Below are 25,208 nucleotides of genomic sequence, written 5' to 3' on the forward strand. Positions count from 1 at the left end.
GAGAAGGCCACGGTGCAGGACGCCGAGGCCGAAGTAGCGGGTCCTTCGATCGATTCGTGCTGCTCGGCCAGTAGCGCGACGGTCAGGGGGACGGTCGAGCTGCGGCCGGGAAAATGCCGACGACGGCGGTGCGACGGCGTATCTCCTTGTTGAATGGTTCAATCGGCCGGGTTGTTGCTTCAGATCTGACGCCAGATCTGTTTGGGAACGCAGAAACCGCCAGCAGGTCCGCCCGCGCGGCGTCGAGGTGATCGGCAACTTTCGGCAGCGTCTCGCTCAATGCGTCGAGCATCCGATCAACAGCGAGCGCCACACCACTCAGTCGGACGCAACCCTGGCAAGCAGACCTACCCTCGGCACACCCCTAGGTTGTGTCTCCTAATGACTTCAACCATTCGATGATCAGGGCCAGTACCACCCCGGTGCGGTAGGTGAGGGCCAGTTTGTCGAACCGGGCGGCCGCCGCGCGCCAGTGCTTGGCCTTGTTGAAGGCCCGTTCGATGACGTTGCGCCGGGTGTAGGTGTGCCGGTCGAACTCTGGTGGGCGTCCGCCGCGGCTGCCTCGGCGTTTGCGGTGGGCGATCTGGTCGGACCGTTCAGGGATGACGGTGCGGATACCTCTGCGCCGCAACAGGGCTTGGTTGACGGCCGAGGAGTAGGCCTTGTCGGCGATCACGACCCGCGGGTTGCGACCGGGCGGGCCACCGGCCAGTCGCGGCACCGCGACCACTTCGAGCAACGGGGCCAGCATCGGCGAATCGCCTGCCTGCCCAGGCGTCACCGCGACGGCCAGGCCACGCCCGCGGCCATCGGCGATGAGATGGACCTTGGTCGTCAACCCACCGCGTGAGCGACCGATGGCGTGATCGGCGGGTTCATAGCCCGCCCACCGAGTCGCGCCGGGCGCCGGCGCCGTGCTGGTGCACCCGCACGATCGTGGAGTCGATCGATGCCACCCAGTCCAGATCTCCGGTCGAATCGGCCAGCGCCAGCAGCGCGGTCAGCACCCGATCCCAGGTCCCGTCCGCGGCGTAGCGACGGTGCCGCTTCCACACCGTCTGCCACGGCCCGAACACCGGTGGCAGGTCCCGCCATGGCGAGCCGGTCCGCAACCGATACAGCATCCCTTCCACCACCAGCCGGTTATTGGCGAAGTTGCGCCCCACCCGGTCCTCGGAGCTCGGCAACAGCAGCTCCAGCAACTCCCACTGCTTATTCGTCAGCACCTGATACCGATCAACCACCAGCCGCGTCACAGCAGAACATGCTGCACCACCATCAGCCCCGGCCGGAGCTATTCAAGTGGATTGGGAGACAGAACCTAAGCGGTGCTCTCGTTGACCGTCTCGGCGACTGCCGTCAGACTGCTGAGCGGGAAAGGACTCTTCCGGCAGGAGTGGACTAATCCATGCTGGGTACCGAATGGTCGCTTGGCCCGTTCACTATCCAGATGTTGAGGCGGCTGCGCGACAACCCGACCCACGACCGGATGTGCGAGGTGAAGACGCTGGGCGAGGTGGGCGGCAACGTGGTGGAGGGGGAAGACAAGGTCGCGCTCGTCTTTCCTGGCCGCAGTGGGGTGCTTCGCGATCCCCACAACTTCAACCGGACATGGCGGGCTGCCGGTGGCACGCTGTACAAGGACGTGACCCAGTACACGTTCCGGAAAGCGGTCGCCACACAGATCGCTGAAGCGTCGGATTCGAAGACCGCCGCCAAACAGCTCGGACACTCCCGCGAGGCGATCACCGAGCGGCACTACATCGCGTCACCTCAGCAGGCACCGGACTCATCGGCGGTGCTCGAGCAGAGACTCGGCACGGCGACCAGCCGACGAACGTTGTGGCGCTGAATTTTGGTGTTTTCTTGGAAAAGGTCCAATCCAACGGATGAAATGAATCAGGCCCCTGACCAGTTTGCCTGGTCAGGGGCTGATCTATGCTCCCCCATCTGGACTCGAACCAGAAACCTGCCGATTAACAGTCGGCTGCTCTGCCAATTGAGCTATAGGGGACTATCCTGGGTGGCTCTCCCGTACTGGGCGGGCCGAGGAGAAACTTTAGCGTATTGCTGGGCGGGTTCCCAAATCGCGCCTCTACCTGGGGTGATGCGGGGGTGCATGTGGGACGGGTGGGGTCACAGTTGTCCCAGGGGTAACTCGGATCCGGATCGACAGGTGGACGTGGCGTCGGGCAGGATGGTAGCCGCGCGCACAGGCGATTGGGAGGAGCTCAGAGGAATGCTGCGGTTGATCATCGGCGTCGCGGCCGGTTATGTGCTCGGCAGTAAGGCCGGGCGGGCTCGCTACGAGCAGATCAGCGCGGCGACCCGCGCCGTCACCTCGAGCCCGGTGACCCGCAAGCTGGTGCAGGTGGGGCGGCAGAAGCTGTCGGACAAGTTGAGCACGCGCCCGCAGTTGGAGCCGATGGTGCCGTTGGACGAGCGGACCACCGTCCTGGTGCCGCACGATCAGCTGCGCCGCTGAGCTACTCCGGGCGCGGGAGCTACCGGCTCAGCGCCTCGCAGCGCCGTCAGCTGGCGCCGCTCGGGGAACCAACCAGGTTGCGCCGCTGAGCGATCCACAGTCGCCGGAAACCGGCACACGACCGGTCCAGCGCCCCTCAAGCAGGTGCGAAATCGTCGGAGTTGCCCATCGCCTGGGCCTCCAGACTCTTCCGATACTGCTCCAGCGCAACCAGATCCCCGAACAGCGCCATATACGCGTCGGGCTGCTCGGTCGCGGAGAGCCGTTGCAGCTTGGACTTGAGCGTCGCGATCTGACGGCCGACCCACGCCTCCTGAGCGCGGGCGAGCACGCCGGTGATGAAGCGCGGGATGTCGTCGACGGATTTCACCGGCAGCGGCGCGTTGGCGAGTTCGGAGACCAGGGCCCGCATGGTGAGGTCGTCGGCGGTGTCGCTGACGGCGTTGACCCATTCCGCGCCGCTCAACCCGGCGGACGCGCCACCCGCGTCGGCGATCATGGTGCGCACCGCGACGTAGGCGGGATGGGTGAACGCTTCGGTCTCCAACGAGTCGAAGACCGTGCCCGCGATGGCCGGGTATTGCAAAGCGGCGCACAGGACTTGGCGTTGCGGCAGCAGCGTCGGGTCGTTCGGGTTGGGGCGGGCGGCGGGGTGTTCGGTGACCTTGGTGCTCGGCGCGGGGGTCTCGGCGCGACGCGGACCGCCGAGGCGGTTGCGTTTGGCTTCCTCGCCGACGCGGCGCACCACGGTCTGGATGTCGTCCCAGCCGACCCAGCCCGCGAGGCGGGTGGCGTAGGCCTTGCGGGTGGCGTTGTCCTTGATCTGCGCGACCACGGGGACCGCGCGCCGCAGCGCCTCCACCTGACCCTCGACCTGGTCCAGGTTGTGTTCGGCGAGCAGACCGCGAATCACGAACTCGTACAGCGGGGTTCGCCGCGCGATCAGATCGCGGACGGCGCCGTCGCCGGAGCGCTGACGTAGCTCACACGGATCCTGACCGTCGGGGGCGATGGCGATGTAGGTCTGGCCCGCGAGCTTCTGGTCGCCCGCGAAGGCCTTCAGCGCGGCCGCCTGGCCCGCCGCGTCGCCGTCGAAGGTGTAGATGATCTCGCCGCGCCAGAAGTTGTCGTCCATCAGCAGGCGACGCAGGATCGCCATGTGTTCGTCGCCGAAGGCGGTGCCGCAGGAGGCGACGGCGGTCTTCACGCCCGCTAGGTGCATGGCCATCACGTCGGTGTAGCCCTCGACGACGACGGCCTGGCGGCCCTTGGCGATCTCGCGCTTGGCGTGATCGAGGCCGAACAGCACCTGAGACTTCTTGTACAGCAACGTTTCCGGCGTGTTCACGTACTTGCCGGGCATGGTGTCGTCGTCGAAGAGCTTGCGGGCGCCGAAGCCGATGACCTCGCCGCCGAGATTGCGGATCGGCCAGAGCAGGCGGCGGTGGAAGCGGTCGATGGGGCCGCGCTTGCCCTGCTTGGACAGACCCGCCGCCTCCAGCTCCTTGAAATCGAAGCCTTTGCGGAGCAGGTACTTGGTGAGCGTGTCCCAGCCGTCCGGTGCGTAGCCGCAGCCGAACTGGAGGGCCGCGTTGCCGTCGAAGCTGCGGTCGGTGAGGAACTTGCGCGCCGCCTCGGCCTCCGGCTCGCGCAGCCGGGCCATGTAGAACTCGTGCGCGGCGGCGTTGGCGGCGACGAGGCGGGCACGGGTGCCGCGGTCGCGCTGCACCGAGGTGCCGCCGCCCTCGTAGTTGATCTGGTAGCCGATCCGGTCGGCCATCTGCTCGACGGCCTCGACGAAGCCGATGTGCTCGATCTTCTGCAGGAACTTGTAAACGTCCCCGCCCTCGCCGCAGCCGAAGCAGTGGAAAAGACCGTGGTTGGGCCGCACGTGGAACGACGGCGACTTCTCGTCGTGGAACGGACACAGCCCCTTCATGGAGTCCGCGCCCGCCCGCTTGAGCGCTACGTACTCCCCCACCACGTCTTCGATCCGGACGCGTTCGCGTATTGCCGCGATATCGCGATCAGGGAGTCGTCCGGCCACGCGACGAGTCTAGCCAGTCCGGCCGCGCTCGAGGCACCGGCATCTGCTGTCAGCCCAGCGCGCGGTACGGGTCGGTCAGGGTCATCGGCGTGCGGGCGATATCGAGCACCGGTTCGGGGAAGCGCGGCCCTGCCACGTAATAACGTGCGCGTGTTCGCCCGACAGGTTCCAGCACTCCCGCGGTCGTCAGATCGCGCAGATCTCGCTGCGCCTGCTGCATGTTCAAGCCTTCCGCCTGCTCGTAACGGGAACGCCGCACCCGCCCGGACAGCGCGACATCGTGCAGGGCGCTGACCACCCGTTCGTCCATCCGGAGGCCGCGGGCGAACTCGGCCAGTTCGGTCCACACGCGTCCGGACCGCTCGAATCGCAGATGCACGGTCTGCGCCTGCTGGTGATAGGCGGTGAGGTTGAAGCGAATCCAGTCCCCTACGTCCTGATCCGGCTGGTACTCGCTGCCGCGCGCCGCGAGTTCGCGGTAGTACTCCCAGGTGTTGCCGGGACGGCCGAGCCACGCCTCGATCGAGGAGAACTCCGGAGCCAGCACGCCGTCGCGGGCGATCATCAGTGTCTGCAGCGAGCGCGACATGCGCCCATTCCCGTCGGCCCAGGGATGGATGGAGACAAGGTGCAGGTGCGCCATCGCGGCGCGGACCAGAGGGTGGGAGTCCTCGTCGGTGTTGAGCCAGTCGACGAGTTCGGAGATCAGAGCCGGAACCTTCTCGGCGTCGGGCGCCGTGTAAGCCGCGATGCTCGGGTCGCGGGGGTCGGTGACGTAGACCGGTCCGCGACGCCATTGCCCGGCGGGTTTACGCGCCGTGTGGCGATGCCCTTGCAGCATCCAGTGCAGTCCGTTCAGCAAGCCCTTGCTGTAGGAAAAATCGCGGACATCGTGCAGCGTTTGGATGTAGGTCATCATCTGCTCATAGGCCAGAGTTTCGGCGCGATTCTCGTCGGAGACGTCGACATCGCGCTCACCCGCCATCAGGTCTTCGACATCGACCGTGGAAACCCGGAATCCTTCGATCGAGTTCGATGCCGCTACCGCGTCGGCGGTGAGGAACTTCCGTAGTCCGCCCGTCCACTTGGTTGGAGCTCCGAGCAGCTGGTGCCGAAGTTTCTCGCGCATGTCGTCGACCTGGCTCAAGACTTCCAGGTCGTCGCTAGTCAACGCAGGCGTAGGGAACAGCACAAATTCAATGATGTAATGACGTAATGATTACGTCAAACGCCGAAGTAGGTGGCGAGGCGTTCGAGGCGGCTTTCGGTGTAGGAGGCGATCTGGTCGACGACGACGCGGATCTGGGCGGTGGGGGTGGTGGCGGCGTCCCACCACGGGAGGAGTTGGGGGTCGAGGTGGCGGGGGGCTTCGGCGTGCAGCCTGGTGGCTACGGCGAGGATGCGTTCGCGCTGGGCGGCCTGCCTGCGGCGGTGGTCCGGGTCGGACATGACGTAGCGCAGGGCGACGGTCTTGAGCATGGCGACTTCGGCGGCGGCGACGGGCGGGATCTCGAGGTCGGCGGCGTAGCGGGACAGCGGCTCGCCGCCCGCGACGGTGCGGGTGGCCATGATGGCGGCCGTGGCGAAGCGGCCGACGAGCTCGCTGGTGAGACGTTTCAGCGCGACCGAAGCGGTGAGGGTGCCGTCGTAGCGGAAGACGTCCGCGATCACCGGTAGTTCGGAGAGGCGCTGGGCAGCCTGGACGAGGTCGTCGACGGTGAGAGTGGGGTGCTGGGCGAGGCCCATACGTGCCAGTTCCCGCTGTTCGGAGGGGTCGGCGAGGGCGCGCAGATCGATGCGGCCCGCGATGATGCCGTCCTCGACGTCGTGCACCGAGTAGGCGACGTCGTCGGACCAGTCCATGATCTGGCATTCCAGGCTGCGCCTGCGGTCGGGCGCGCCCTTGCGTATCCAGGCCAGCCGATCTACGTCGACGTCGTAGGCGCCGAACTTGGTGCCGGAACCCGTTCTGCCCCACGGGTATTTGATCGCCGCGTCGAGGGCGGCGCGGGTGAGGTTCAGCCCGGCGCTGGCGCCGTCGGGGGTGAGCACCTTGGGTTCGAGCCGGGTCAGGATGCGCAGGTTCTGGGCGTTGCCCTCGAAACCGCCGTGCCGGTCGGCGAACTGGTCGAGGGCCTTCTCGCCGTTGTGGCCGTAGGGCGGGTGACCGATGTCGTGGGCGAGTCCGGCCAGGTCGACCAGGTCGGGGTCGCAGCGCAATCCGTCGGCGATGCTGCGGCCGATCTGGGCGACCTCCAGCGAGTGCGTCAGCCGGGTGCGCGGGGTGTCGCCGTCGCGCGGGCCCATCACCTGGGTCTTGTCGGCGAGCCTGCGCAGCGCCGCGGAGTGCAGGACACGCGCCCGGTCGCGGGCGAACTCGGTGCGGTGGCCGTTCTCGAATTCGCTGCGCGGCGGGGCGAGGCCCGCGGTCTTGGTGCCCTCGGCGGCCATCCGTTCCCGGTCGTGATCGGTGTAGCTGTCCATCGGCGTCACTGTCCGGCGGTGTAGGAGAAGTCGGCGGAGAAGTGCGTCAGCTGGTACCACAGCAGCGCGAAGGTCTCCCTGGCGATGCCGTGCGCCTGGGATTCGCGGGTGTAGACGGCGGGGCCGGTGCGGGTCGGGGCGGTCCAGGCGTGCAGTCCGGCGTCGCGCGCCATGGTGCGGGTGCGCAGTGAGTGCCACGGGTCGCTGACCAGCACGGCCGACGACATGTCGCGTGCCTTCATGGCCAGTGCGACCGCCTCGACGCTGCGCAGCGTGTCCGACCCGGTCTCGACGGCCAGGATCCGGTCGGCCGGTACGCCGCGCCGCTGCAGATAGTTCTTGCCGGAGGCGGCCTCGGTGTAGAGATCGCCCTCCTGCTTGCCGCCGACGGTGATCACGCGCGGCGCGACTCCGGCCTGGAACAGTCGATACGCCTGGTCGAGACGGGCCTCGAACACCGAGGACGGCGTGCCGGAATACTGTGCGGCGCCGAGCACGACGATCGCGTCGGCCTTGGTGTAGTCGTCGATCCGCGCGACCTGCCAGACTCGAAAAGCCGTGCCGCCGATCAGCACGAGCGCCGTCAGCACCGCGGCGATCAGGATCCTCCGTGTCCAGCGCAGCATCCCGGCGCCGACCCCGCGCGCGAGGCCGGATTCGTGCGCCGAGGCCGGTGTGCTGCGCTGGGGTGCCGAAATCACCCAACCAAGTGTGCCAGGTGACCCCGCGACAGCGCGGAGCTGCGCGCACGCCGTGGCCGCGCCGACGTCGAATTGTGTTCCGGCGCCCGCGCGTGACTGATCCGACCGGGATCGCGCGCGGGCCGCGTCGACCGCTGGCCGGACGGGCGACTCGGCTCGCGGGCACCTCGGCCACGGCATGTGGCGAACACGCCGCAGCCCAGTGAGGTATCGCACGGAGGCGTTTCCGAGTGCGCGGACTCACTCTCGGGTCGGCGGCGGGCATGGAGAGTCCGGCTCGACAAGGAGTCGAAACCGCACGCCGACGACCTACTCGCTGTGGCTGGAAAGCTCGGTGAGGCGATCCCGCACCGGCGGCTCGAGCAGCGCGCCGATGGCCTGCAGCGCGCGCCGGGCCGCCGGGGTCGTCGCCTGGTCGAGCAGTGCGCCGACCACCGTGCCGTCGCCGCTGCTCAACCGCGCGGCCACCGGCGGCAGATGACGTTCGTCCACCGCGGACAGCACGGTCATCAGTTCGACAACCGCTTCGCCTTCGATGGCGACGGTGAACAGCCGATCGAGTCCCGCCTCGTCGAGTCCGTCGAGGAACTCTCCGCCCAGTTCGCGGCGCAAGCCGGGCTCCAGCCGGGACAGCACCGAGATACCGGCGATCAACGTCTCGTCCGAACTCGCCGACGCCGCATGGACGATGGCGCTGCGGCGCTCGGCGGACAACACCCGGACGACGTCGTTGAGCCGGTCGGCCGAGGGCGTCAGCGCCGCGGTGCGCAACAGCCCCTCGTCGTCGGCGATGCCGCGCTCGAAACCACGGATCAATTCGTCGGTGGCGTGCTCGACGAAACGCGCGGAGGTGACGTAGTCGCGGCGGCGCAGCAGCTCGTTCGCGGCGGGCACCAGCACCTCAGCGGGCATCCGAGGGGCGAGCACCGGGATGGCCCTCGGATCGAGATAGGGCGCGGCGTCGGCCATGTACTCGGGTGTGAGTTCGCCGAGCAGCCCGGCGGCCCGGTCCGGGTGATCGACCCCGACCGCTCCTCCCGCGCGGCCGCCGACCTCGGCGGGCACGGCTTTCAGCACCACCTTGGCGGCGAGCGCGTTGGGCACCAGCGGTGCGAGTTTGCTCACCCTCGCGAAAGTGGCCGCGTGCGCGTCGAAGAGCCGGTCGGAGATTCGCTCCCGCAACTCGCGCAGGTTCTGCGCACCGAGCCGGGTCAGGCTCGCGAGGTCGGCGGGGTCGGCGGCCAGCGTCTGCGCCAGCATCTCCAGCTGGCCGCGGGTCAGCAGATCGGTCATCGTCTCGCCTACTTTCCGAACAGGATCTTGCGGGCCGGGATGCGCACGAGCCGCGGCAGTACTTCGAGCGCGCCGTCGATGGCCGCGTCGAGACTGTGCCGCTGCTGTTGTTCGGCGCGGTGCAGGAGGGTCGCCAGTGTCCTCGCCTCCTCGTCGGTGAGCTGGTCGATGATCTCGCGCGGCTCGGCCAGTTCGGCGAGCAGCTCACGTTTCGGATCGGTCATCCCGGTTGTGGCTCCTTGGTGTCGAAAAAGGTTGACTGGCTGGATTGTTCGATCAGGCGGTGCGACGCTCGGCGCGCTGCCAGAGCGTGCGGTCGAGGAAGCCGCCGATCTCCCGGACGGCCTCGGCGGCTTCCGGCACGATCGAGGCCGCCGCCTGGAAGACGTGCACCTGCCCCGGCCAGATCTGGAGTTCGCAGGACACGCCGTGGGCGGCCAGGCGCTCGGCCATGAGTTCGGCGTCGGGATAGACGAATTCGCTGGAGCTGGCCTGAATCAACGTGGGCGGCAATCCGGTCAGATCAGCGTGCGCGGGCGAAACCAAAGGCGTTGCCCCGCACGTTCGCTCGGCGAGCGCACCGAAGATCGGCACGGCGCGGACCGGGAAGACCGCGCAGACGCCGCCGGTGGGCGCGGCGAGCTTCGCGGAGTGATCCCAGTCGGTGAGCGGCGACATGGCGACGATCGCGGCGGGCATCGGCAGACCCTGGCGCCGGATCTCCAACGCCGTCGCGAAGACGAGGTATCCGCCCGCGGAATCGCCCATCACGGTGACGTTCTCCGGCGCGACGCCCATCTCCAACGCGTGCCGATACCCGTCGACGCAATCCGATACCGCCTCGGCGATACCGTATTTGGGCATCTTGCGGTAGCCGACCGCGAGGATACGCGCCCCGAGCATGTCGGCGAAGCGCCCGACCATCTGGTGGTGCAGGGTCCGGTTCCCGACCAGGAACGCCCCGCCGTGCAGGTAGAGCACGAATCGGGATTCGTCGACGGTCCGCGGCGTGGTGAGCTCGGCTCCGCAGTGCGGCAATGCGATACGTTGACGGCTCAAGCCCGGCGCGGTGCGCAGCACCCGTCCCAGATGATCGATCGCGCCGTACGGCCACGGCAGATCCGGGTAGCGCGACCAGAGGGCGATGAACGGCCGCACGGAGTACCGGATCGCCGCGTCGAGAACGCGGGAGCGGAAACTGCCGCCCGCGAAGTCGGTGCGCAGCGGATTCGGTTGGGGGCGTACGGCGGAACGGTCCACGTCGACCGAATTCATGGTGGCAGCCCTTCTCGTCCTGGGTCCCCTCGCCCGCACGAGCGCTTCGAGCCCGCGCAACGCCGACGACCCGCGTTGTGATCCTGGCACAAGTATCGGCAACCGTCTGAGTCGGTGTCACTGCATCGATACGAGAATACGGGCTGCCGCGTTAGTCACGCGGAACGAATCGCGGTCAGATCGGATCCGCCGCCGCGACGGCCGGCGGGTAGAGGCGATACACCATCAACGCCGCCGCGAGCAGCCGGGATTCGGTGGGATCGGAGGGATCGAAGCCGGTGAGTTCGGCGACGCGTCGCAGGCGGTAGCTGAAGCTGTTGGGGTGCAGGTGCACTTCGGCCGCCGCCGCCTTGCGATCGGCGCCGTGGCGCATGTGCGCGTCCAGCGCCTCCAGCAGATGCGGGTAGGGCTCGAGCGGAACTATGCGCTGCGCCAATCGTTCTCGGGACCGGCCCGGACGGGTCAGCTGATACTCCAGCATCAGGTCGTCCAGCACGTAGGTGCCCGTCGGGAGGCCGAGCGCCCTGGCGAGATCACCGAGTTCGGCGGCCTCGCTCGCGGCCGACACCAGTTCGTCGCGCGGTACCGATCCGGCGTCGATGACGACGACCGAACTGCCGAGCCGAGCCGCGAGCGCCGCGCCCAATTCAGCGTACGGCGGATCGATCGACGGGTCGGCGGCCGTCGGCAGCAGCGCGATACCGGTCGTGCCGTCGAAGGTGTTCAGCGCCGTGGTCGCGGCGAGGGTGTCGAGCGCCTGCTGTACCAGCCGGATTCGGCGGCGGGCCACTACTGTGTCGACCCTCGGGTCCGCCTGGTTGAACGGGACGACCTGGATGGCGAGCACGTCGTAGCGCTCCGCCAGTGCGATGTCGGCGCGGGCGGCCAGTTCGGCGGTCTCGACGCCGCGCAGCAAGGCGGCGCACAACAGCCTGCGGGCCTCCCGTTCGCTGCCGTAGATCGACTGCTCCACGTCGCTGTGCGTCTCGGCCATGGAGACGGTCATGTTGGCGAGCAACTCCAGCAGCAGATCGGAGAAGGCCAGCAGGTCACGCAGGTCGTCGGGTTCCGCGAGCGTCCCCGCCTCGCGCCAGAGATGCCGCACCGATCCGAACAGCGCTTGGATCAACGCCCGCAACGGAATTCGGTCTTCGGCATGCCGCTGCACCACCGGCACGACCCACTCGGCCACTTCCTCGGGAGTGCACGCTCGTTTCTCGTCCAGCGCCGCGAGGAAGGCCCCCGCCCCGGCGACGATCGCCGGAACGACCTCGTCGTTGAAATGCCCGGCGGGCAACGCCTCGGCGCCGGGGATCGCCGCGATCCCGGCATCGAGCAACTCGGTGAACAGATCGGTGAGGCGCGGAAGGAGCCGGGTGATGATCGGGGCATCGATCGAGAGCGGTGACGGCAGTGCGGGCATTGCGGCATTTTGACCGCGACCCGATGTTGCTGCAAGTTCCCCTGACGGCCGAGATCGGCTCACGCGACAAAGCACGGCGCGGTGCGGAACGAATCGGTCAGCCGGGCCTGTCGGTGAGCAGGAGCGATACGTCGCTAATCTGGCGCACTTAGTCTCTGGAGACGAATCGGCATGGTCGATCTTCTCGCCGATGTGCAGTGACAAGGGTCGCGCCAGCCCCCTAGATTCGGACACCGGCCGGGCTATGGCTCGAGTCACAACCCGAGCAGTGCGGAAAGGGAGCGGCGAACTTGGTGGGGACCTTCCGCGATATTTCGCGAGCGGCCGCGGCCGACGGGGGTGGTCCGGCGATGTTGCGCACCGTTCGCGAGAACTTCTCGGAGACGGTCACGTCGTCGTTGCGGACCTTCGGTCGTGCGGTGGGTATCGCGCAGGAGTCGGTGGTCGGCGCGGTGGGGGATGTGGTGCGTCGGGAGTTTCAGTGGCGTGAGGCGATCTTGCAGGCGTGGCGGTTGATCACGGTGACGACGGTGCCCGCGATTTTGATGGCGATTCCGTTCGGGGTGATCGTGTCGATCCAGGTGGGCAATCTGATCCACACGTTGGGTGCGGATTCGCTGTTGGGTGCGACCGGTGGTTTGGGGGTGATCAAGCAGGGTGCGCCGATGGCGACGGGGTTTCTGTTGGGTGGTGCGGGGGCGGCGGCGATCGCGGCGGATTTGGGGGCGCGCACGATTCGGGAGGAGATCGATGCGTTGCACACGATGGGGATCAGTCCGGTTCATCGGTTGGTGATTCCGCGGATGGTGGCGATGTTGGTCGTGGCGCCGTTGTTGAACGTGTTGATCATTTTCGTGGGGGTGTTGGCCGGGTATGCGGTGGCGATCGGTGGTCAGGGGGTGACGCCGGGGTCGTATTGGGCGACGTTCGGGTCGTTCACGACGGCGGGGGATGTGTGGATGTCGTTGGTGAAGGCGTTGATTTTCGGGTTTTTGGTGGTGGTGATCGCGTGTCAGCGGGGGTTGGAGGCCAAGGGTGGTCCGCGGGGTGTGGCTGATGCGGTGAACGCGGCGGTGGTGTTGTCGGTGGTGTCGATCGTGTGTGTGAATCTGTTGTTGACGCAGGTGACCGCGATGTTCCTGCCCACGAGGCTGGCCTGATGACCGCGTCCTCCTACGTCCCCGCCGGGCTCGGCAGGCTGACCCGCCGACTACGCGCGGCCCGGCCGCTGCATCCGCTGGAGGCCATCGGCTTCGCGGCCGGATTCGTCTGGCAGGCACTGAGTTCCATCCCGCTGACGGTCACCCACTATCGCGCCGAGACCATGCGCGCCATCACCAATATGACCTGGGGGCGCGGCTCGGTGATCGTGGGCGGCGGCACCGTGCCGATGATGATCGTGCTCGGCGCCGCGATGGGCGCGTCGGTCGGCGTCGAATCCTTCGCCACCCTCGACATGCTCGGCATGGGCCCGGTCACCGGGTTGATCTCGGCGTTCGCGACGACCCGCGAACTGGCGCCGATCGCGGCCGCGATCGGATTCGCCGCGCAGGCGGGCTGTCGGATGACCGCCGAAATCGGTTCGATGCGCATCTCCGAGGAGATCGACGCGTTGGAGGCGCTCGGCCTGCGTTCGGTGCCGTTCGTGGTGACGACGCGCGTGATCGCGGGCGCCATCGCGATCGTGCCCACCTTCCTCATCGCGCTGATCCTGTCCTATCTCGCCTGCCGCGGGCTGATCACGTTGGTGCACGGGCAGTCCTCGGGTGTCTACGACCACTACTTCTTCCAGTTCGTCTCCGGATTCGACGTGATCGCCGCGGTGTTCAAGGTCGCGATCTTCGGCACCGTGGTCATCCTGATCCATTGCTATTACGGGTTTTTCGCCACCGGCGGCCCGGAAGGCGTCGGCGTCGCGTCCGGCCGCGCGGTGCGCGCGAGCTTCGTGGCGATCATCGCCGTCGACATGGTCTTGTCCATCGTCTTGTGGGGCTTCAACGCCGCCATCAGTTTCACGGGGTAGGAATGCCGAATTACGGAATGCCCGGTGTCGCGATCGACCGCAAGATGTCGATGCGCACCGGGGCGGTCTTGCTGGCGGCGGTGGTATGCGTCGGCGCGGGTTGGCGCGGCTACGACAGCGTCCGCGAGGAGGACGGCCTGCGAATCTCGTTGCACACCGAGCAGATCGGCGACGGAGTGGTCGCGGGCACACAGGTCAGGGCCGATGGCGTGCTGGTCGGCGAGGTCGCCGAGATCGCACCCGACGCGCAGGGCACGCAGCGGATCACCGTGCTGCTGGACGACTCTCGCCTGGACGGTCTCGACGACAGCCTGCGCGTGGACTACGCGACCGGAAACGTCTTCGGCATCAGCGAACTCGAGCTGCGCCCCGGACCGGGCGGTGCGGCCCTGCGGCCGGGCACGGTGATCGACCTGACCGGTGCGAACGCCGCGGCCGCCTACGACGCGACGATGGGCAGCCTGCTGCGCAGCGTCTCCCGGGTGAGCAACGAGGTGCTCACCGCGCAGCTGACCTCGGTGCTTGCCCAGCTCGCGGGTGACATCCGGGCGTTCACGCCGCTGCTGCAGTCGATGGTGGTGCTGGCCCGCACGGTCGCCGACGCGCAGACACTGCCGCTGTCGTATCAGCTCGGCCAGTTCGGCTCGGCGCTGGGCGGCGCGGCGCCGTTCGTCGGCGCGACCCTGCAGGTGATCGATCAGGTCTATCGAATTCCGGTGCTGCGCACGGACCGCGAGCGCTTCGACGCGACCATCGACACGGTCGTCGAGCAGCTCTTCCCGGCCTTCGAACGGACGATGTACCGCGCGGGTGACGAGTTCGCCGAATACGCGGCGATGCTGACGCCCATTCTCGCGGCCGCCGCCGGGATGGTGTCGACGCCGGAGCAGTCCAGTGCCGAACTGCGCGAGTTGCTCGATCGGTGGCGCTCGGCCATGCCCGAGACCCCGGATGGCCCCGTCCTGAACGTCGACATCGACGTGCGCACGGTGCCGGTCCTGGCGCCGCTGCTCGGCGACGCGGGAGGCCGGTGATGATCTCGGTCCGCGCGGCTGGTCTGCGGCTCGCGCTGTTCGCGGGCGCGATGGTGGCGGTGCTCGCGCTGGTGATCACCGCGATTCAGCGCCCCGTGTCCGGCGACACCGACAGTTACCGGGTGGTCTTCACCGACGCCAACGGCCTGAAGACCGGTGACGACGTGCGCATGTTCGGTGTCCAGGTCGGCAAGGTCGAAACCATTGCGCTGCAAGGTAATCAGGCCCTGGTAGGCATCAGCGTGCGCCGCGCCTCGCCGGTCTACGACAACTCCAGGTTCGCGATCCGCTACCAGAATCTCACCGGACAGCGATACGTGGATCTGCAGCAGCAGAACACGCCGAGCGGCCGCACCGCGGCGGGATCGACGATCGGCGCCGACCGCACCGTGCCCTCGTTCGACGTGACCAGCCTGTTCAACGGTCTGAAGCCGGTGCTGGCCACCCTCTCGCCCGAGACGGTGAACCAGTTCAGCGAGAGCATGCTCGCGGTGATCGAAGGCAACGGCAACGGCGTCGGCCCCGCACTCGACGCCATCGGGACGCTCAGCAGCTACGCGATCGACCGGCAGCAGGTGATCTCGACGTTGATCAGGAACTTGTCCAAGATCTCGGACGAAATCGGTGGACGCTCACCGCATTTGGTGACGCTGCTGAGCAAGCTGGCCGACGTCTTCACCTCGCTGCAGATCAAGATCACCGGACTGATCGATTTCGCGGTCACCGCGCCGCCGGTCCTCGATCCGGTCGACTCGCTGCTCGCCACGCTCGGGCTCACCGAGGACGCCAACCCCGACCTGGACACCATCGTGCACACACTCTTCCCGGACCCGCGTGTCTTCGTCGACCTGCTCGGCAGGCTGCCCGCCCTGCTGGCCGGTCTGCGCGAGGCGCTTCCGGCGACATCATCGAACACCGCTCTGACGTGCAGTCGCGGCCGGGCCGACGTCCCCGGCGCGCTCGACGTGCTGATCGCGGGCCAGAAGGTGGCGATATGCAAGGGCTGACGCGCTTGTTCGACCGGGACCGGCCGCGCCGCGACGAGGCCGCCACCAGAAGGCGCGACCTGCGCCTCGGCGTGCTCGGCGTGCTGCTCGTCGCACTGGCCATGGCGGCGGTCGCGGTGCTGTACGCGGTGCCGTTCGGCGAGCGCACCTACACGGCCGAGCTCACCGAGGCGCAGTCGGTGCGTCCCGGCGACGACGTACGCCTCGCGGGCATCCCCGTCGGCAGCGTCGAATCGCTGGATTTGCAACAGGATCGGGTGCTGATGACGTTCACCGTCGACTCGTCGGTCTTCGTCGGCAAGGAGACCTCGCTGGACATTCGCATGCTGACGATCGTCGGCGGCCACTACGTGGCATTGTTCCCCGCCGGGAACGTCCCGCTCGGCTCCCGAACCATCCCGTCGGATCGAGTCCGCCTGCCCTACAGCCTGATTCAAGCCTTCCAGGACGCCGTCGAACCGATTCGCCGCGTCGACGGGACCGGCCTGCGCGACAACCTGGCCGCGATGGCGGACTCGCTCGAGGCGAGCCCGGACAGCCTGCGTCGCACGCTCGACGGCGTCGAGCATTTCGTCGACGTGCTCGATCAGCAGCGCGCCGACGTCTCGAAAGCCATTGGCATCGCAGACGAATACCTCACCGCCGTCGGCGCCGCGAAAGGTGAGCTGGGGCGATTGGTGGACAAGGTCAACCTGCTCGAGACGCTGCTGGCCGACAAACGCACCGAGGTGCGCACGGCAGTGGAGGCGCTGGACCGGGTGATCAGCAGGCTCGGCGCGCTGCAGCCCGCCTGGGGCGGCACGCTCCGGCCGATGGCCGAGCAACTCGCCGCGGCGGTGCCGGAACTGGAACGGCTCGGTGAACGTCTGCAACCGGTCATCGACGATGTGCACGCGCTCGGCCAGCGCCTCGGACAGCTCGTTCCGCACGAGGGCGAGGTAGTGATCGATCAGTCGAACACCACCGTGCAGGCGCCGCCGTCGGCCGAACCGATCTGCGTGCCCGTGGCCGGGAGGGTCTGCTGATGCTGTCGAAAGTCCTCGGATCGCGCGGATTCATGTCCGTCGCCGGAGCTTTGGTGATCGTGGCGATGGCGGCGGCCGCGTATGTGGTGGCCGCGGACCCCTTCAAGAGGACCGAGACCTACTGCGCGCTGATGCCCGACACGATCGGCCTGTACGTCGGTAATCACGTCACCATGCGCGGTCTGCCGGTCGGCGAGGTGACCGCGATCGAGCCGTCGCCCACCTCGGTGCGGGTGGAGTTCACCGTCGACGCGGACCATCCCCTGCTGGCGGACGCCGCGGCGACGACGGTTTCCGACACCATCGTCGCCGATCGGGAACTCGCGCTGGTGAATACCGGCACGGGGCGCTGGGATTCCGCGCGGTGCCTGACCAAAACGCTGACGCCGAAGAGCATGACGGAAACGCTCGGCGCGCTGGCCGAATTGTCCAGCGAGGTAACGGGTCCCGAGGGCGGTGAACAGAACGCGCTGGCCCGCGGCATCGGCGCGCTGAACGCGGCGACGGCGGGCACCGGCCCGCAGCTCAACGAGATCGTCCGCAAGCTGGGCGGCGCGCTGAACTCCCCGGATGCCGCCATCGGCCACCTGGCCGGACTCATCGACGCGCTGTCCTCGCTGTCGGGCAGCGTGGCCGCCCGTTGGGGCGACATCAAGTCGATGCTGCTGCGCCTCTCCGACGTACTCGGCCAGGTGAACAACGAACTGTTCGGCCGGACCGTCGAGATCATCGACAGCTTCCAGCGATTGCTGCCGATGCTCAACGAGATCACGAGCATGTTCGGCGATCCGATCTTCCGAGTGCTGGACGCCACCGTGCCGCTGGTGCGGTTGTTGCGCGACAACGTGGACAGCCTGCGCGACATCGTCACCAAGGTCCCGGCGCTCACCGCGGCTATCGGCACCGTGACGGCGACCGGTCTCACCTACCTGCCACCGAAAGTGGCCCTACCGGAACAGGATGCGGCACAGGTGTGCGCGGCGATCAACGCGATCTCTCCCGGGCGCTGCGGCGCGTCGGCCGATGGCAAACCGCAGGTCGACCTGGTGCACTGGGTCCTCGGCATGGCGGGGGCGCGGTGATGGCTCCGAGAATTCGCCACGGCCTGCTCGCCGCGCTGCTCGCGGCCACGCTGCTCGGCGGCTGCGCGTTCGATCCGGCCTCGGTTCCGGTGCCGGGGGCCTCCGTATCAGGGCCGACGTACCCGATCCGCATCGAGTTCGCCAACGCCTTGAACCTGCCCGCGCGGGCCAAGGTCATGGCCAACGGAGCGCAGGTCGGCAACGTCACCGGGGTGACCGTGGTCGATCCGGCCGCGACGAACGGCGGCGGCGGCTATGTCGTCGTGGAGGCGGAGATCGAGAAGTCGGTGCGGATTCCGACCAGCACCCTCGCCCAGCTGCGGCAGAACACGGTGCTCGGCGACATCCACATCGCGCTGGCCACTCCGCCCGACGGCTTTGGTTCGCTCCTCGCGGCGGGCGGGACCATCCCGCGTGCGCAGACGGTCCCGGCCACCCAGATCGAGGACACGATGGCGGGCGTCGCGACGTTCGCGCAGGGAGGGGCGATCAGCCAGTTCCAGGAGATCGTCGACCGGCTGAACACCGTGCTGCCCGCCGATCCCGCCGAGACGGCACGGATCTCGGAAACCGTGGGCGCCAACGCGATCGACCTCGCCGAACACCTGCGGGAGGTCGACATCTTCCTCGACGCGCTGACCGCCGATTCCGCCGTGGTGAGCCAGATGGGTCCGCAGGTCGCCGAACTACTGACCGAGCCCGCCGTGGAACAGGTTTCGGCCTCGGTCGCGTCCATCGTCGATGTCGTCGGGGTACTCGGCGCGCTGGGCAGTGTCGCGCATTCGCTGGTGTGGCTGGCCCCGCTGGCGCAGGCGGGTGATGCCGCGGCTCGCGCGTTCGTCCCGCTGGCCCTCACGTCGCGGCCGCTCGATCTCACCGCGCCGTCTAATCTGAATGCCCTCGTCGCGCTGATCCGCGATCGGATCATCCCGTTCGTCGAACGCGGACCGAAGGTGAACATCGTTGGGGTGACGGTGAATTCCGGTGACGTTTCCACCGACGACCAGGTCGAGCAGATCGTCGGGGCGCTGCGGATGATCGGAGCGGTGCGATGAAGGTCGGTTCGCTGTTGTCGCTGGGCGGGATCGCCGTCATCACGGTGCTCGGCATCGCCTATCTCACCTTCGGCGTCGTGCGGGTGGAGCCGCTGCGCGAAGACCTGCGGGCGACCTTGGCGCTGACCAATTCCGGTGGGCTCGAGGTGGGTTCGCCGATCCTGTTGCGCGGCGTGAAGGTCGGTGAGGTCACCGCGCTGCGGCGCGGGCGCGGGCGGGTGGAGGCCGACTTCGACCTCGATCGGCGCTACCGGCTTCCCGTGGACAGCACCGTCGTCATCGAGGGACTGTCAGCGCTCGGCGAGCCGTACGTGGAGTTCACCCCGAATACCGACGACGGCCCCTACCTGACCGAAGGCCAAGTGCTGGAAGGCCTTCGGGTGCGCGCGCCGCTCTCGACGCCGGAGGTCGCCCGCCTGGTCACCCAGGTGATGAACCAGCTCGACCCGAACGCCATCGGCGAATTCATCGACACCCTCGGCATCGCGATGGAGGGCACCGAATCGGTGACGCCCGGCCTCGCCAGATCCACCGACCTGCTGGCCGCGGCCATCATGAGCCGGTCACCGCAAATCGGGACCATCATGTCGGATCTGCAATCCATCGCGCCGGACATGGACTGGACCGGGCCTTCCTTCGACACGGCCGCACCGAACTTCGTCGAGTTCGGCCAACGGGTCGATCAGATCGCCCAAGCGGTGGGCCGCCTGGCACAGACCGGCGACACGCCCGTGATGTACCTGGAGGGAAACGGGCTGGTGCCGTTCATGACTCGGCTCACCGAGTGGATCGCCACGGTGGGCCCGGAGGTGAAGCCGCTCGCGCCGATGCTCCAGCCGCTCGCCGACGCTGCGGCGCACAGCGCGCCGCAGGTCGATCTCAGCGCGCTGATCACGCAGGCGCTGGCGGCTACCGAACCCGAAGGGGCCGTGCGTATTCGGGTTGGTGTGAAGTAGCGGGCGCGTGGTCCGCCCACGAGACTGCCTGTTCCGCTCCCCCTGATCGGAAGCAATCGCCCTAGCCGAGCCTGCGGATTCGTGGACAATGCTGGGGAGACCACGTAGGCGATGACGCGGAAGCGGGTGTTTCGGGCGGTGCGGACGAACGAAGAGAGCGGCGGCCTCGGGGCGGCCGCGGTGGGCATGGCCGCCCTGGGGTTGGGGGAGGCGATCGCCGCTGTCAAGGGCGGATCCCTGATCGATACCGTCGGCCGGGCCATGATCGACACCGCGCCGGTGCCGGTGGTGGAGGCCACCGTCGTACTGTCGGGCAGGCACGACAAGGCGGTCACCCGGCTCGGCGTCGGCGCGGGCGTGATCGCCGCGACCGCCGCGGTGGGCGCGCTGCCGCCCCGCCTGCGCACACCGGCCGCGGCGGTGTTCGGCGCGGGTGCCGCGGGCCTGGCGCTGCGCAAGTCGACCAGGTCCGCGTCCACGGTCGCGGGGGCGTCGGCGGCGGCCGCGGTGCTGGCGACCGGTCTGCGCAGGCGCCCGCGTGGACTGCTCGGCAGGCTGGCGTGGACGGCGGCGGGCACGGGACTGCTCGCCGCGGCGCGCAAGCTGCACCGCGATCACGATCTCGAACAAGACGGTGTGATTCAGCGCGTCGGCCCGCTCGGCGGCATCGGCCTGGTGCCGGACGACGGGCTCGAGGAGCCCGGCCTCTCCCCGCTGATCACCACGGCGGGCCGGTTCTACGTCGCCGACGTGAACCTGCGCCCGCCGCGCATCGACCCGGACCGCTGGCGGCTCGCCGTCACCGGTAGGGTGGCGCACCCGCTGCGGCTGTCACTGACCGAATTGGCCGCCGACGCAGTCGAATTCGACGCGGTCATGGTCTGCATCCACAACCGGGCGGGCCAGGGCAGGGCGGGCAACGCGCGCTGGTTCGGCGTGCCGCTCGCGCACCTGCTGAAGCACGCGATTCCGGAGCCCGGCGCCACCCGGCTGGTGACCCGCGCCGTCGACGGCTACACCATCTCGCTGCCCGTCGAACCGCTGCGCTCCGGTGAATTGCCCGGCTACCTGGTGATCGGCATGAACGGCGAACCGCTGCCGCCCGAGCACGGCTTCCCGGCCCGCGTCTTCGTGCCCGGACTCTACGGCCAGTACACCGGCGCGAAGTGGTTGTCCGAACTGGAACTGACCGGCGACAGCCACGCCGACTACTGGGTCCAGCGCGGCTGGCCCGACGAACTGCTGTGGGTGGAGCCGCACGCCCGCATCGACGCCACCGCCCCCGGCCGCACCGTCGCGGGCACGCTCACCGTCACCGGCGTGGCCTGGGCGCCGCCGCACGGCGTCGTGCAGGTGGAACTCAGCGTCGACGACGGCGAATGGCGCCCGGTCGATCTCGGTACCGAACTGGCCCCCGCCGCGTGGCGGCGCTGGCGCACCACGCTCGAGCTGCCGCCGGGCCCGCATACGCTGCGCGCCCGCGCCATCAGCCGCTCCGGGCACGTGCAGGAAAGCGCCACCCGCGCACCGTTCCCGTTGGGCCCCACCGGCATGCACTCGGTCACCGTGCAAGTCTGAGCCTGCCTGGCGGGTCGCGCGGTTGAATCGTTTCGACAGCATCCGTGCGCCGCGGCTACCGCGCAGGCCCGCCGAACGGCGGCGTCCCGGCCGAGTTGTACTCGAAAGGGTCGCCGCCGCAACGACTCCAGGCTGCGGCGCGCTCACCGGCTGGCGATCGGCTCCTGAAGTTCGGTGACCCATCCGGCGGGGTCCTCGGTGTACTCCAGGGTCACCTCGCGCGCCAGACCCTGCGAGCGGTAGCCGTTTTCGTCGATCCACCGGCCGAGCGCCTGCCACGGTTCCAGCACCTCGTTCATGCTGCCGCGGTGCACCACCGTGGCGGCCTGCTCGACGGCCGGCAGGTCGACGATCGAGAAGTCCTGTCCCGCATCGGGTTCCGCCGCGACCGGGAGTGCGGCGTGCACCAGCACCGACCCGTCGGCGCGTTCGTCGTAGTAGGCGATGGCGGGGCCGACCGGCGTGAGTCCCGCGCGCTCCAACCGCACGCACAGCTCCTCGAACAGCGGACCCACCACGGGCCCGATCGATCCCGGCTCGAAATCCGCTGCTTCGCCGGTCAATTCGGCGACCCGGACGGCCGGAACGGATTTGACGACCACATCGTGCACGGGCATGGCGCCCTCCTTCTCGATGACGCGGAGTCTCGTTTCGACCTGGACGAGCCGTTCCCGGTCCGACGCTATGCGCTGCTCCAGCTCCGCGTGCCGCAGGGTGAGCCTGCCGCGCAGTTCCGCGCCGCTCACCTCCTCGTCGAGTATCCGGCGCACCTGTTCCAGGGTGAAGCCGAGTTCCTTCAGCGCGACGATGCGGTTGAGCCGGGCGAGCTGTCCGGCCGCGTAGAACCGGTAGCCGGTGGCCGGGTCCACCACGTCGGGCCGCAGCAGCCCGATGCCGTCGTAGTGGCGCAGCATGCGCACCGACACCCGTCCGTGTCTGGCGAAATCTCCGATGCTGAACATGACGCTCTCCGGTCTACGGCCTCACACGGTGTCAGGGTCAAGAACTCAGAACCGCCCGCCCCGGCTGACTCGCCGCGACCCGCTGGAACCGCCGAACGAGCCGGGCCGGTACCCGCCGCCGGAGCGATACCCGCCACCCGCCGCGCCGCGCAGTAACCCCTCCAACAGGATGCCGCCGAGCACCGCGCCCGCCTGGGCCCCACCCGAAGGCGGCCTGCTCGCCTCCCACGCCCGCACGCTGGCCTGCGCCTCTTGTAGCGCGCGGCCCGCCAGGTCGGCCGCTGTCTGCGCGTGCCGCAGCGCCTGACCGGGATCGGTGCCGCCGAGCCGTTGCGCCGCGTCGAGATTTCGCTGCGCCTCGGAGAGCCGGGTGCGGGCGTTCACGTCGATGCCGCCGCGCCGGGTGGTGAGGTAGTCGGACGCCGCGGCTACCCGGGTGCGGGCATCGGTGAGCGCCTGATCGAGGCGGCGGCGCAGGTCCTCGGCGGCGAGTTTGCGGTCGGTGGCGGCCGCGATGGCGCGATCCAGATCTCCGTCGGCGGCCACCGCGTCGTGGAAGGCGTCCAGCGGGTCGGCATCGGCCGTGGCCGACGCCTTGTCCAGGGCTTGCCGCGCTGACACGGTGGCGGTTTCCAGCTCCGAACCACCGAACGCGACGAGCTCGGTGGCCGAGTCGATGTCCTTGCGCAGTTCGTCCAGCGCGGCGGGCAGTCCGTCGCGGGCCTGCTGGATCGTGGTCGCCGCGTTGTCGACCGCGTCCAGCAGCGTGCGCGCCTGGCCGATGGCGCCCTCGGCGGCCCGGATCGCGCCGACGGCCGCGCCCTGTTCGCCGACCGGCCGCGTCAGCGCGGCGCGTCCGGCGTCGACGTTCTGTTCGGCGAAGGCGATGCGTTCGCGCGCCATCGCCGTGTTGTCGCGGATCGGGGCGAGCACGCTGGCTGGATGCGCGGCGGTGAGCTGGGCCAACTCGGCTTCCGAGGCGGGCACGCGGCCGGTGAGGTCGACCAGATCCCTGGTCAGCGCGTCCAATCGGGCTGGCGCGTCGATCAGCAGGTCGCGCATCGCGTCGAATTCGGCGACCCGCCCGTCGAGTTCGCGATCCGCGCGGCCGACGAGACCGATCAGTTCGATCAGCAGACGGCGCTGGTCGGCGGCGGTCTCCGGAATGTCGTCATCGAGCCGCTGGCGGATGGCGAAGGCCTTGGCGGCGGCGGTTTTCGCGTTGTCCAGCGCGGTGGTGAACGGCGTCGCGGCGGTCGCGCCGAACTCGCCAACAGCCAATTCCAGTTCCTCGGCGCTGGTGCGCATCGCGTTGTCGAGCTCGACGAGCACCTCGCGAGACCGCTCGTGCAGCGCCTCCAACGGGAGCGCGGCGAGGGCGGCGCTGTCGTCGGGATCCACCTTGCGCGCCGCCTCCAGCTCGGCGCGGTTCCGATCGCGGCGGCGCTTGCGCGTGTAGAGCAGCAGCGCGCCGAGTACCGCGGCGACGACGAGGGCCAGGATCAGCAGCGTACGAACGCTCACCCCGCCCGCGCTCATCGCCGAGTTCAGTCCATCGGCGGTCGCGATGCCCGCGGCGGCCCAGTCGCTGTCGCGCAGCGCGGGTTCGACCTCCCGGGTCAACAGTTCGTCCAGTTCGCTCTCGCTGATGTCCGCGGGCAGGTCGCCGTAGAACCAGTAGTCGCGCGAGCCGGTGGCGACCGCGAGCAGCAGATCGCGGGTGCCGAAACCGGAAGCGGCAGCGGTGCGTGCGGCCCACGCTTCGGCGCCGAGCCCGTCGAAATCGCGCACGTAGCCGATCCACAGGCGGACCCGCCGGTCGTCGTAGAGACGGTCCACCGCGGCTTGGACCCGGTCCTGTTGGCCGTCGTCCAACACGCCCGCGCTGTCCACGACATAGGTGTCCATCCGGCTCGGCGGCTCCGCCGTGGCGGTCGGCGCGCCGATCAGCGCCGTGGCCAGCAGCAGGAGACCGACCGCCACCGGGGCGGACCAGCGGACGCGACGTTTCGGCTGCGACGGCACCCCATGAATCTATCCCCGGTTCCCGGCGAATCAGTGGATAGCATCGTGGCGTGATCACGATCGACCGCCCCTACACCGGCCACGTGTCCGCGGGCTCGAACCCGCAGCAGCGCGATCTCGACGGCGCGCGCATCGTCAAGATGTCCGTCGGCGGCATGGACAACAACGTCTACCTCGTGCAGTGCGCGGCCACCGGCGCCGCGCTGCTCATCGACGCCGCCAACGAACCCGACCGCATCCTCGAGCTCGTCGCCCAGGAAGCGCCTGGCAAGGTCCGGCTCATCGTCACCACCCACCAGCATCCCGACCACTGGTGGGCGCTGAAGGAAGTCGCCGCCGAGCTCGACGTCCCCACCGCGGCGCACCGCCTCGACGCCGACCCGCTGCCCGTCACCCCCGACCGCCTCCTCGACGACGGCGACACCGTCGAGATCGGCGACCTCACCCTGACCGTCATCCACCTCAGCGGCCACACCCCCGGCTCGATCGCACTCGCCCTCCCCGAAGAACCCGGCCGCATCCACCTCTTCACCGGGGACAGCCTCTTCCCCGGCGGCGTCGGCAAAACCCACAGCCCCGAAGACTTCACCTCCCTCTACACCGACGTCACCACCAAACTCTTCGACCGCTACGACGACGACACCGTCGTCTACCCGGGCCACGGAGACGACACCACCCTCGGCACCGAACGCCCCCACTTGGCGGAGTGGCGCGAGCGCGGCTGGTGACACACGCTGTAGAACGTGTTCTAAT

At 68.9% G+C, this 25,208-nt stretch carries 22 protein-coding genes, 1 tRNA gene and 2 pseudogenes; 12 read left to right on the top strand and 13 right to left on the bottom strand.

Annotation, left to right across the window (positions count from 1 at the left end; translation table 11 throughout):
- Nucleotides 1-9: 9 nt before the first annotated feature.
- Both T333_RS16605 and T333_RS16610 read right to left on the bottom strand, forming a co-directional pair.
- Nucleotides 10-313: pseudogene (locus tag T333_RS16605) on the bottom strand (transposase); the annotation flags it as partial.
- Between the two features lie 51 nt (nucleotides 314-364).
- A pseudogene (locus tag T333_RS16610) lies at nucleotides 365-1,244 on the bottom strand (IS5 family transposase).
- Between the two features lie 164 nt (nucleotides 1,245-1,408).
- On the opposite strand from T333_RS16610, the gene T333_RS16615 reads away from it, so the two are divergent.
- Nucleotides 1,409-1,852, top strand: coding sequence for a tyrosine-type recombinase/integrase (locus T333_RS16615; protein ID WP_496425010.1), 444 nt, complete (start codon nucleotides 1,409-1,411; stop codon nucleotides 1,850-1,852).
- An 89-nt stretch (nucleotides 1,853-1,941) separates the two neighbouring features.
- On the opposite strand, the gene T333_RS16620 is transcribed toward T333_RS16615, so the two are convergent.
- Nucleotides 1,942-2,014: transfer RNA gene (locus T333_RS16620), tRNA-Asn, on the bottom strand.
- 225 nt (nucleotides 2,015-2,239) lie between these two features.
- On the opposite strand from T333_RS16620, the gene T333_RS16625 reads away from it, so the two are divergent.
- Nucleotides 2,240-2,485 carry a hypothetical protein gene (locus T333_RS16625; protein ID WP_067787169.1) on the top strand — a complete coding sequence of 82 codons (246 nt, stop codon included), beginning with the start codon at nucleotides 2,240-2,242 and terminating at the stop codon, nucleotides 2,483-2,485.
- A 136-nt stretch (nucleotides 2,486-2,621) separates the two neighbouring features.
- On the opposite strand, the gene dnaG is transcribed toward T333_RS16625, so the two are convergent.
- The 8 genes from dnaG to T333_RS16665 all read right to left on the bottom strand — a co-directional run bounded on the left by dnaG (nucleotide 2,622) and on the right by T333_RS16665 (nucleotide 11,708).
- Nucleotides 2,622-4,532: a DNA primase gene (gene dnaG, locus T333_RS16630; protein WP_355000715.1), complete on the bottom strand. Its 1,911-nt coding sequence runs from the start codon at nucleotides 4,530-4,532 to the stop codon at nucleotides 2,622-2,624.
- Between the two features lie 49 nt (nucleotides 4,533-4,581).
- Nucleotides 4,582-5,661 (bottom strand): Fic family protein, encoded by a 1,080-nt coding sequence (locus T333_RS16635; RefSeq protein WP_496425011.1) that lies wholly within the window; start codon nucleotides 5,659-5,661, stop codon nucleotides 4,582-4,584.
- Nucleotides 5,662-5,756: 95 nt separating this feature from the next.
- Nucleotides 5,757-7,016 carry a deoxyguanosinetriphosphate triphosphohydrolase gene (locus T333_RS16640; protein ID WP_496425012.1) on the bottom strand — a complete coding sequence of 420 codons (1,260 nt, stop codon included), beginning with the start codon at nucleotides 7,014-7,016 and terminating at the stop codon, nucleotides 5,757-5,759.
- Nucleotides 7,017-7,021: 5 nt separating this feature from the next.
- Nucleotides 7,022-7,642 carry a YdcF family protein gene (locus tag T333_RS16645; protein WP_355001143.1) on the bottom strand — a complete coding sequence of 207 codons (621 nt, stop codon included), beginning with the start codon at nucleotides 7,640-7,642 and terminating at the stop codon, nucleotides 7,022-7,024.
- Between the two features lie 384 nt (nucleotides 7,643-8,026).
- Nucleotides 8,027-9,010 carry a hypothetical protein gene (locus T333_RS16650; protein ID WP_496425013.1) on the bottom strand — a complete coding sequence of 328 codons (984 nt, stop codon included), beginning with the start codon at nucleotides 9,008-9,010 and terminating at the stop codon, nucleotides 8,027-8,029.
- Between the two features lie 8 nt (nucleotides 9,011-9,018).
- Nucleotides 9,019-9,234: a hypothetical protein gene (locus T333_RS16655; protein ID WP_355000719.1), complete on the bottom strand. Its 216-nt coding sequence runs from the start codon at nucleotides 9,232-9,234 to the stop codon at nucleotides 9,019-9,021.
- A 52-nt stretch (nucleotides 9,235-9,286) separates the two neighbouring features.
- The gene (locus tag T333_RS16660; protein WP_496425014.1) at nucleotides 9,287-10,285 is read right to left on the bottom strand and encodes an alpha/beta hydrolase; all 999 of its coding nucleotides are present in this window, start codon (nucleotides 10,283-10,285) and stop codon (nucleotides 9,287-9,289) included.
- Between the two features lie 175 nt (nucleotides 10,286-10,460).
- Nucleotides 10,461-11,708 (bottom strand): PucR family transcriptional regulator, encoded by a 1,248-nt coding sequence (locus T333_RS16665; RefSeq protein ID WP_496425015.1) that lies wholly within the window; start codon nucleotides 11,706-11,708, stop codon nucleotides 10,461-10,463.
- Between the two features lie 350 nt (nucleotides 11,709-12,058).
- On the opposite strand from T333_RS16665, the gene T333_RS16670 reads away from it, so the two are divergent.
- The 9 genes from T333_RS16670 (at nucleotide 12,059) to T333_RS16710 (ending at nucleotide 21,468) form a co-directional block, all read left to right on the top strand.
- On the top strand, nucleotides 12,059-12,868 hold the full coding sequence (locus tag T333_RS16670; protein ID WP_355000722.1) for an ABC transporter permease: 810 nt from the start codon (nucleotides 12,059-12,061) through the stop codon (nucleotides 12,866-12,868).
- Complete coding sequence (locus T333_RS16675) at nucleotides 12,868-13,731, top strand: ABC transporter permease (protein ID WP_496425016.1); 864 nt, start codon at nucleotides 12,868-12,870, stop codon at nucleotides 13,729-13,731. Before T333_RS16670 ends, T333_RS16675 begins: the two co-directional genes overlap by 1 nt.
- 2 nt (nucleotides 13,732-13,733) lie before the next feature.
- On the top strand, nucleotides 13,734-14,765 hold the full coding sequence (locus T333_RS16680) for an MlaD family protein (protein ID WP_496425017.1): 1,032 nt from the start codon (nucleotides 13,734-13,736) through the stop codon (nucleotides 14,763-14,765).
- A complete protein-coding gene (locus T333_RS16685; protein WP_496425018.1) occupies nucleotides 14,765-15,772 on the top strand; it encodes an MCE family protein in 1,008 nt (335 codons plus the stop codon). Before T333_RS16680 ends, T333_RS16685 begins: the two co-directional genes overlap by 1 nt.
- Nucleotides 15,760-16,797, top strand: coding sequence for an MCE family protein (locus T333_RS16690; protein ID WP_496425019.1), 1,038 nt, complete (start codon nucleotides 15,760-15,762; stop codon nucleotides 16,795-16,797). Before T333_RS16685 ends, T333_RS16690 begins: the two co-directional genes overlap by 13 nt.
- Complete coding sequence (locus T333_RS16695; protein WP_496425020.1) at nucleotides 16,797-17,879, top strand: MlaD family protein; 1,083 nt, start codon at nucleotides 16,797-16,799, stop codon at nucleotides 17,877-17,879. Before T333_RS16690 ends, T333_RS16695 begins: the two co-directional genes overlap by 1 nt.
- Nucleotides 17,879-18,934, top strand: coding sequence for an MlaD family protein (locus tag T333_RS16700; RefSeq protein ID WP_496425021.1), 1,056 nt, complete (start codon nucleotides 17,879-17,881; stop codon nucleotides 18,932-18,934). Before T333_RS16695 ends, T333_RS16700 begins: the two co-directional genes overlap by 1 nt.
- Complete coding sequence (locus tag T333_RS16705) at nucleotides 18,931-19,890, top strand: MlaD family protein (RefSeq protein WP_496425022.1); 960 nt, start codon at nucleotides 18,931-18,933, stop codon at nucleotides 19,888-19,890. The genes T333_RS16700 and T333_RS16705 overlap by 4 nt, the downstream gene beginning before the upstream one ends.
- 138 nt (nucleotides 19,891-20,028) lie before the next feature.
- The gene (locus T333_RS16710; protein ID WP_496425023.1) at nucleotides 20,029-21,468 is read left to right on the top strand and encodes a molybdopterin-dependent oxidoreductase; all 1,440 of its coding nucleotides are present in this window, start codon (nucleotides 20,029-20,031) and stop codon (nucleotides 21,466-21,468) included.
- A 143-nt stretch (nucleotides 21,469-21,611) separates the two neighbouring features.
- Here the strand turns inward: T333_RS16710 and T333_RS16715 are convergent, their stop codons facing one another.
- Both T333_RS16715 and T333_RS16720 read right to left on the bottom strand, forming a co-directional pair.
- The gene (locus T333_RS16715; RefSeq protein ID WP_496425024.1) at nucleotides 21,612-22,430 is read right to left on the bottom strand and encodes a MerR family transcriptional regulator; all 819 of its coding nucleotides are present in this window, start codon (nucleotides 22,428-22,430) and stop codon (nucleotides 21,612-21,614) included.
- Between the two features lie 45 nt (nucleotides 22,431-22,475).
- Complete coding sequence (locus T333_RS16720) at nucleotides 22,476-24,455, bottom strand: TPM domain-containing protein (RefSeq protein ID WP_496425025.1); 1,980 nt, start codon at nucleotides 24,453-24,455, stop codon at nucleotides 22,476-22,478.
- 50 nt (nucleotides 24,456-24,505) lie between these two features.
- On the opposite strand from T333_RS16720, the gene T333_RS16725 reads away from it, so the two are divergent.
- Nucleotides 24,506-25,183, top strand: coding sequence for an MBL fold metallo-hydrolase (locus T333_RS16725; RefSeq protein ID WP_496425026.1), 678 nt, complete (start codon nucleotides 24,506-24,508; stop codon nucleotides 25,181-25,183).
- The last annotated feature ends 25 nt before the right edge of the window (nucleotides 25,184-25,208 follow it).

The organism is Nocardia sp. CNS-044 (assembly GCF_059570515.1).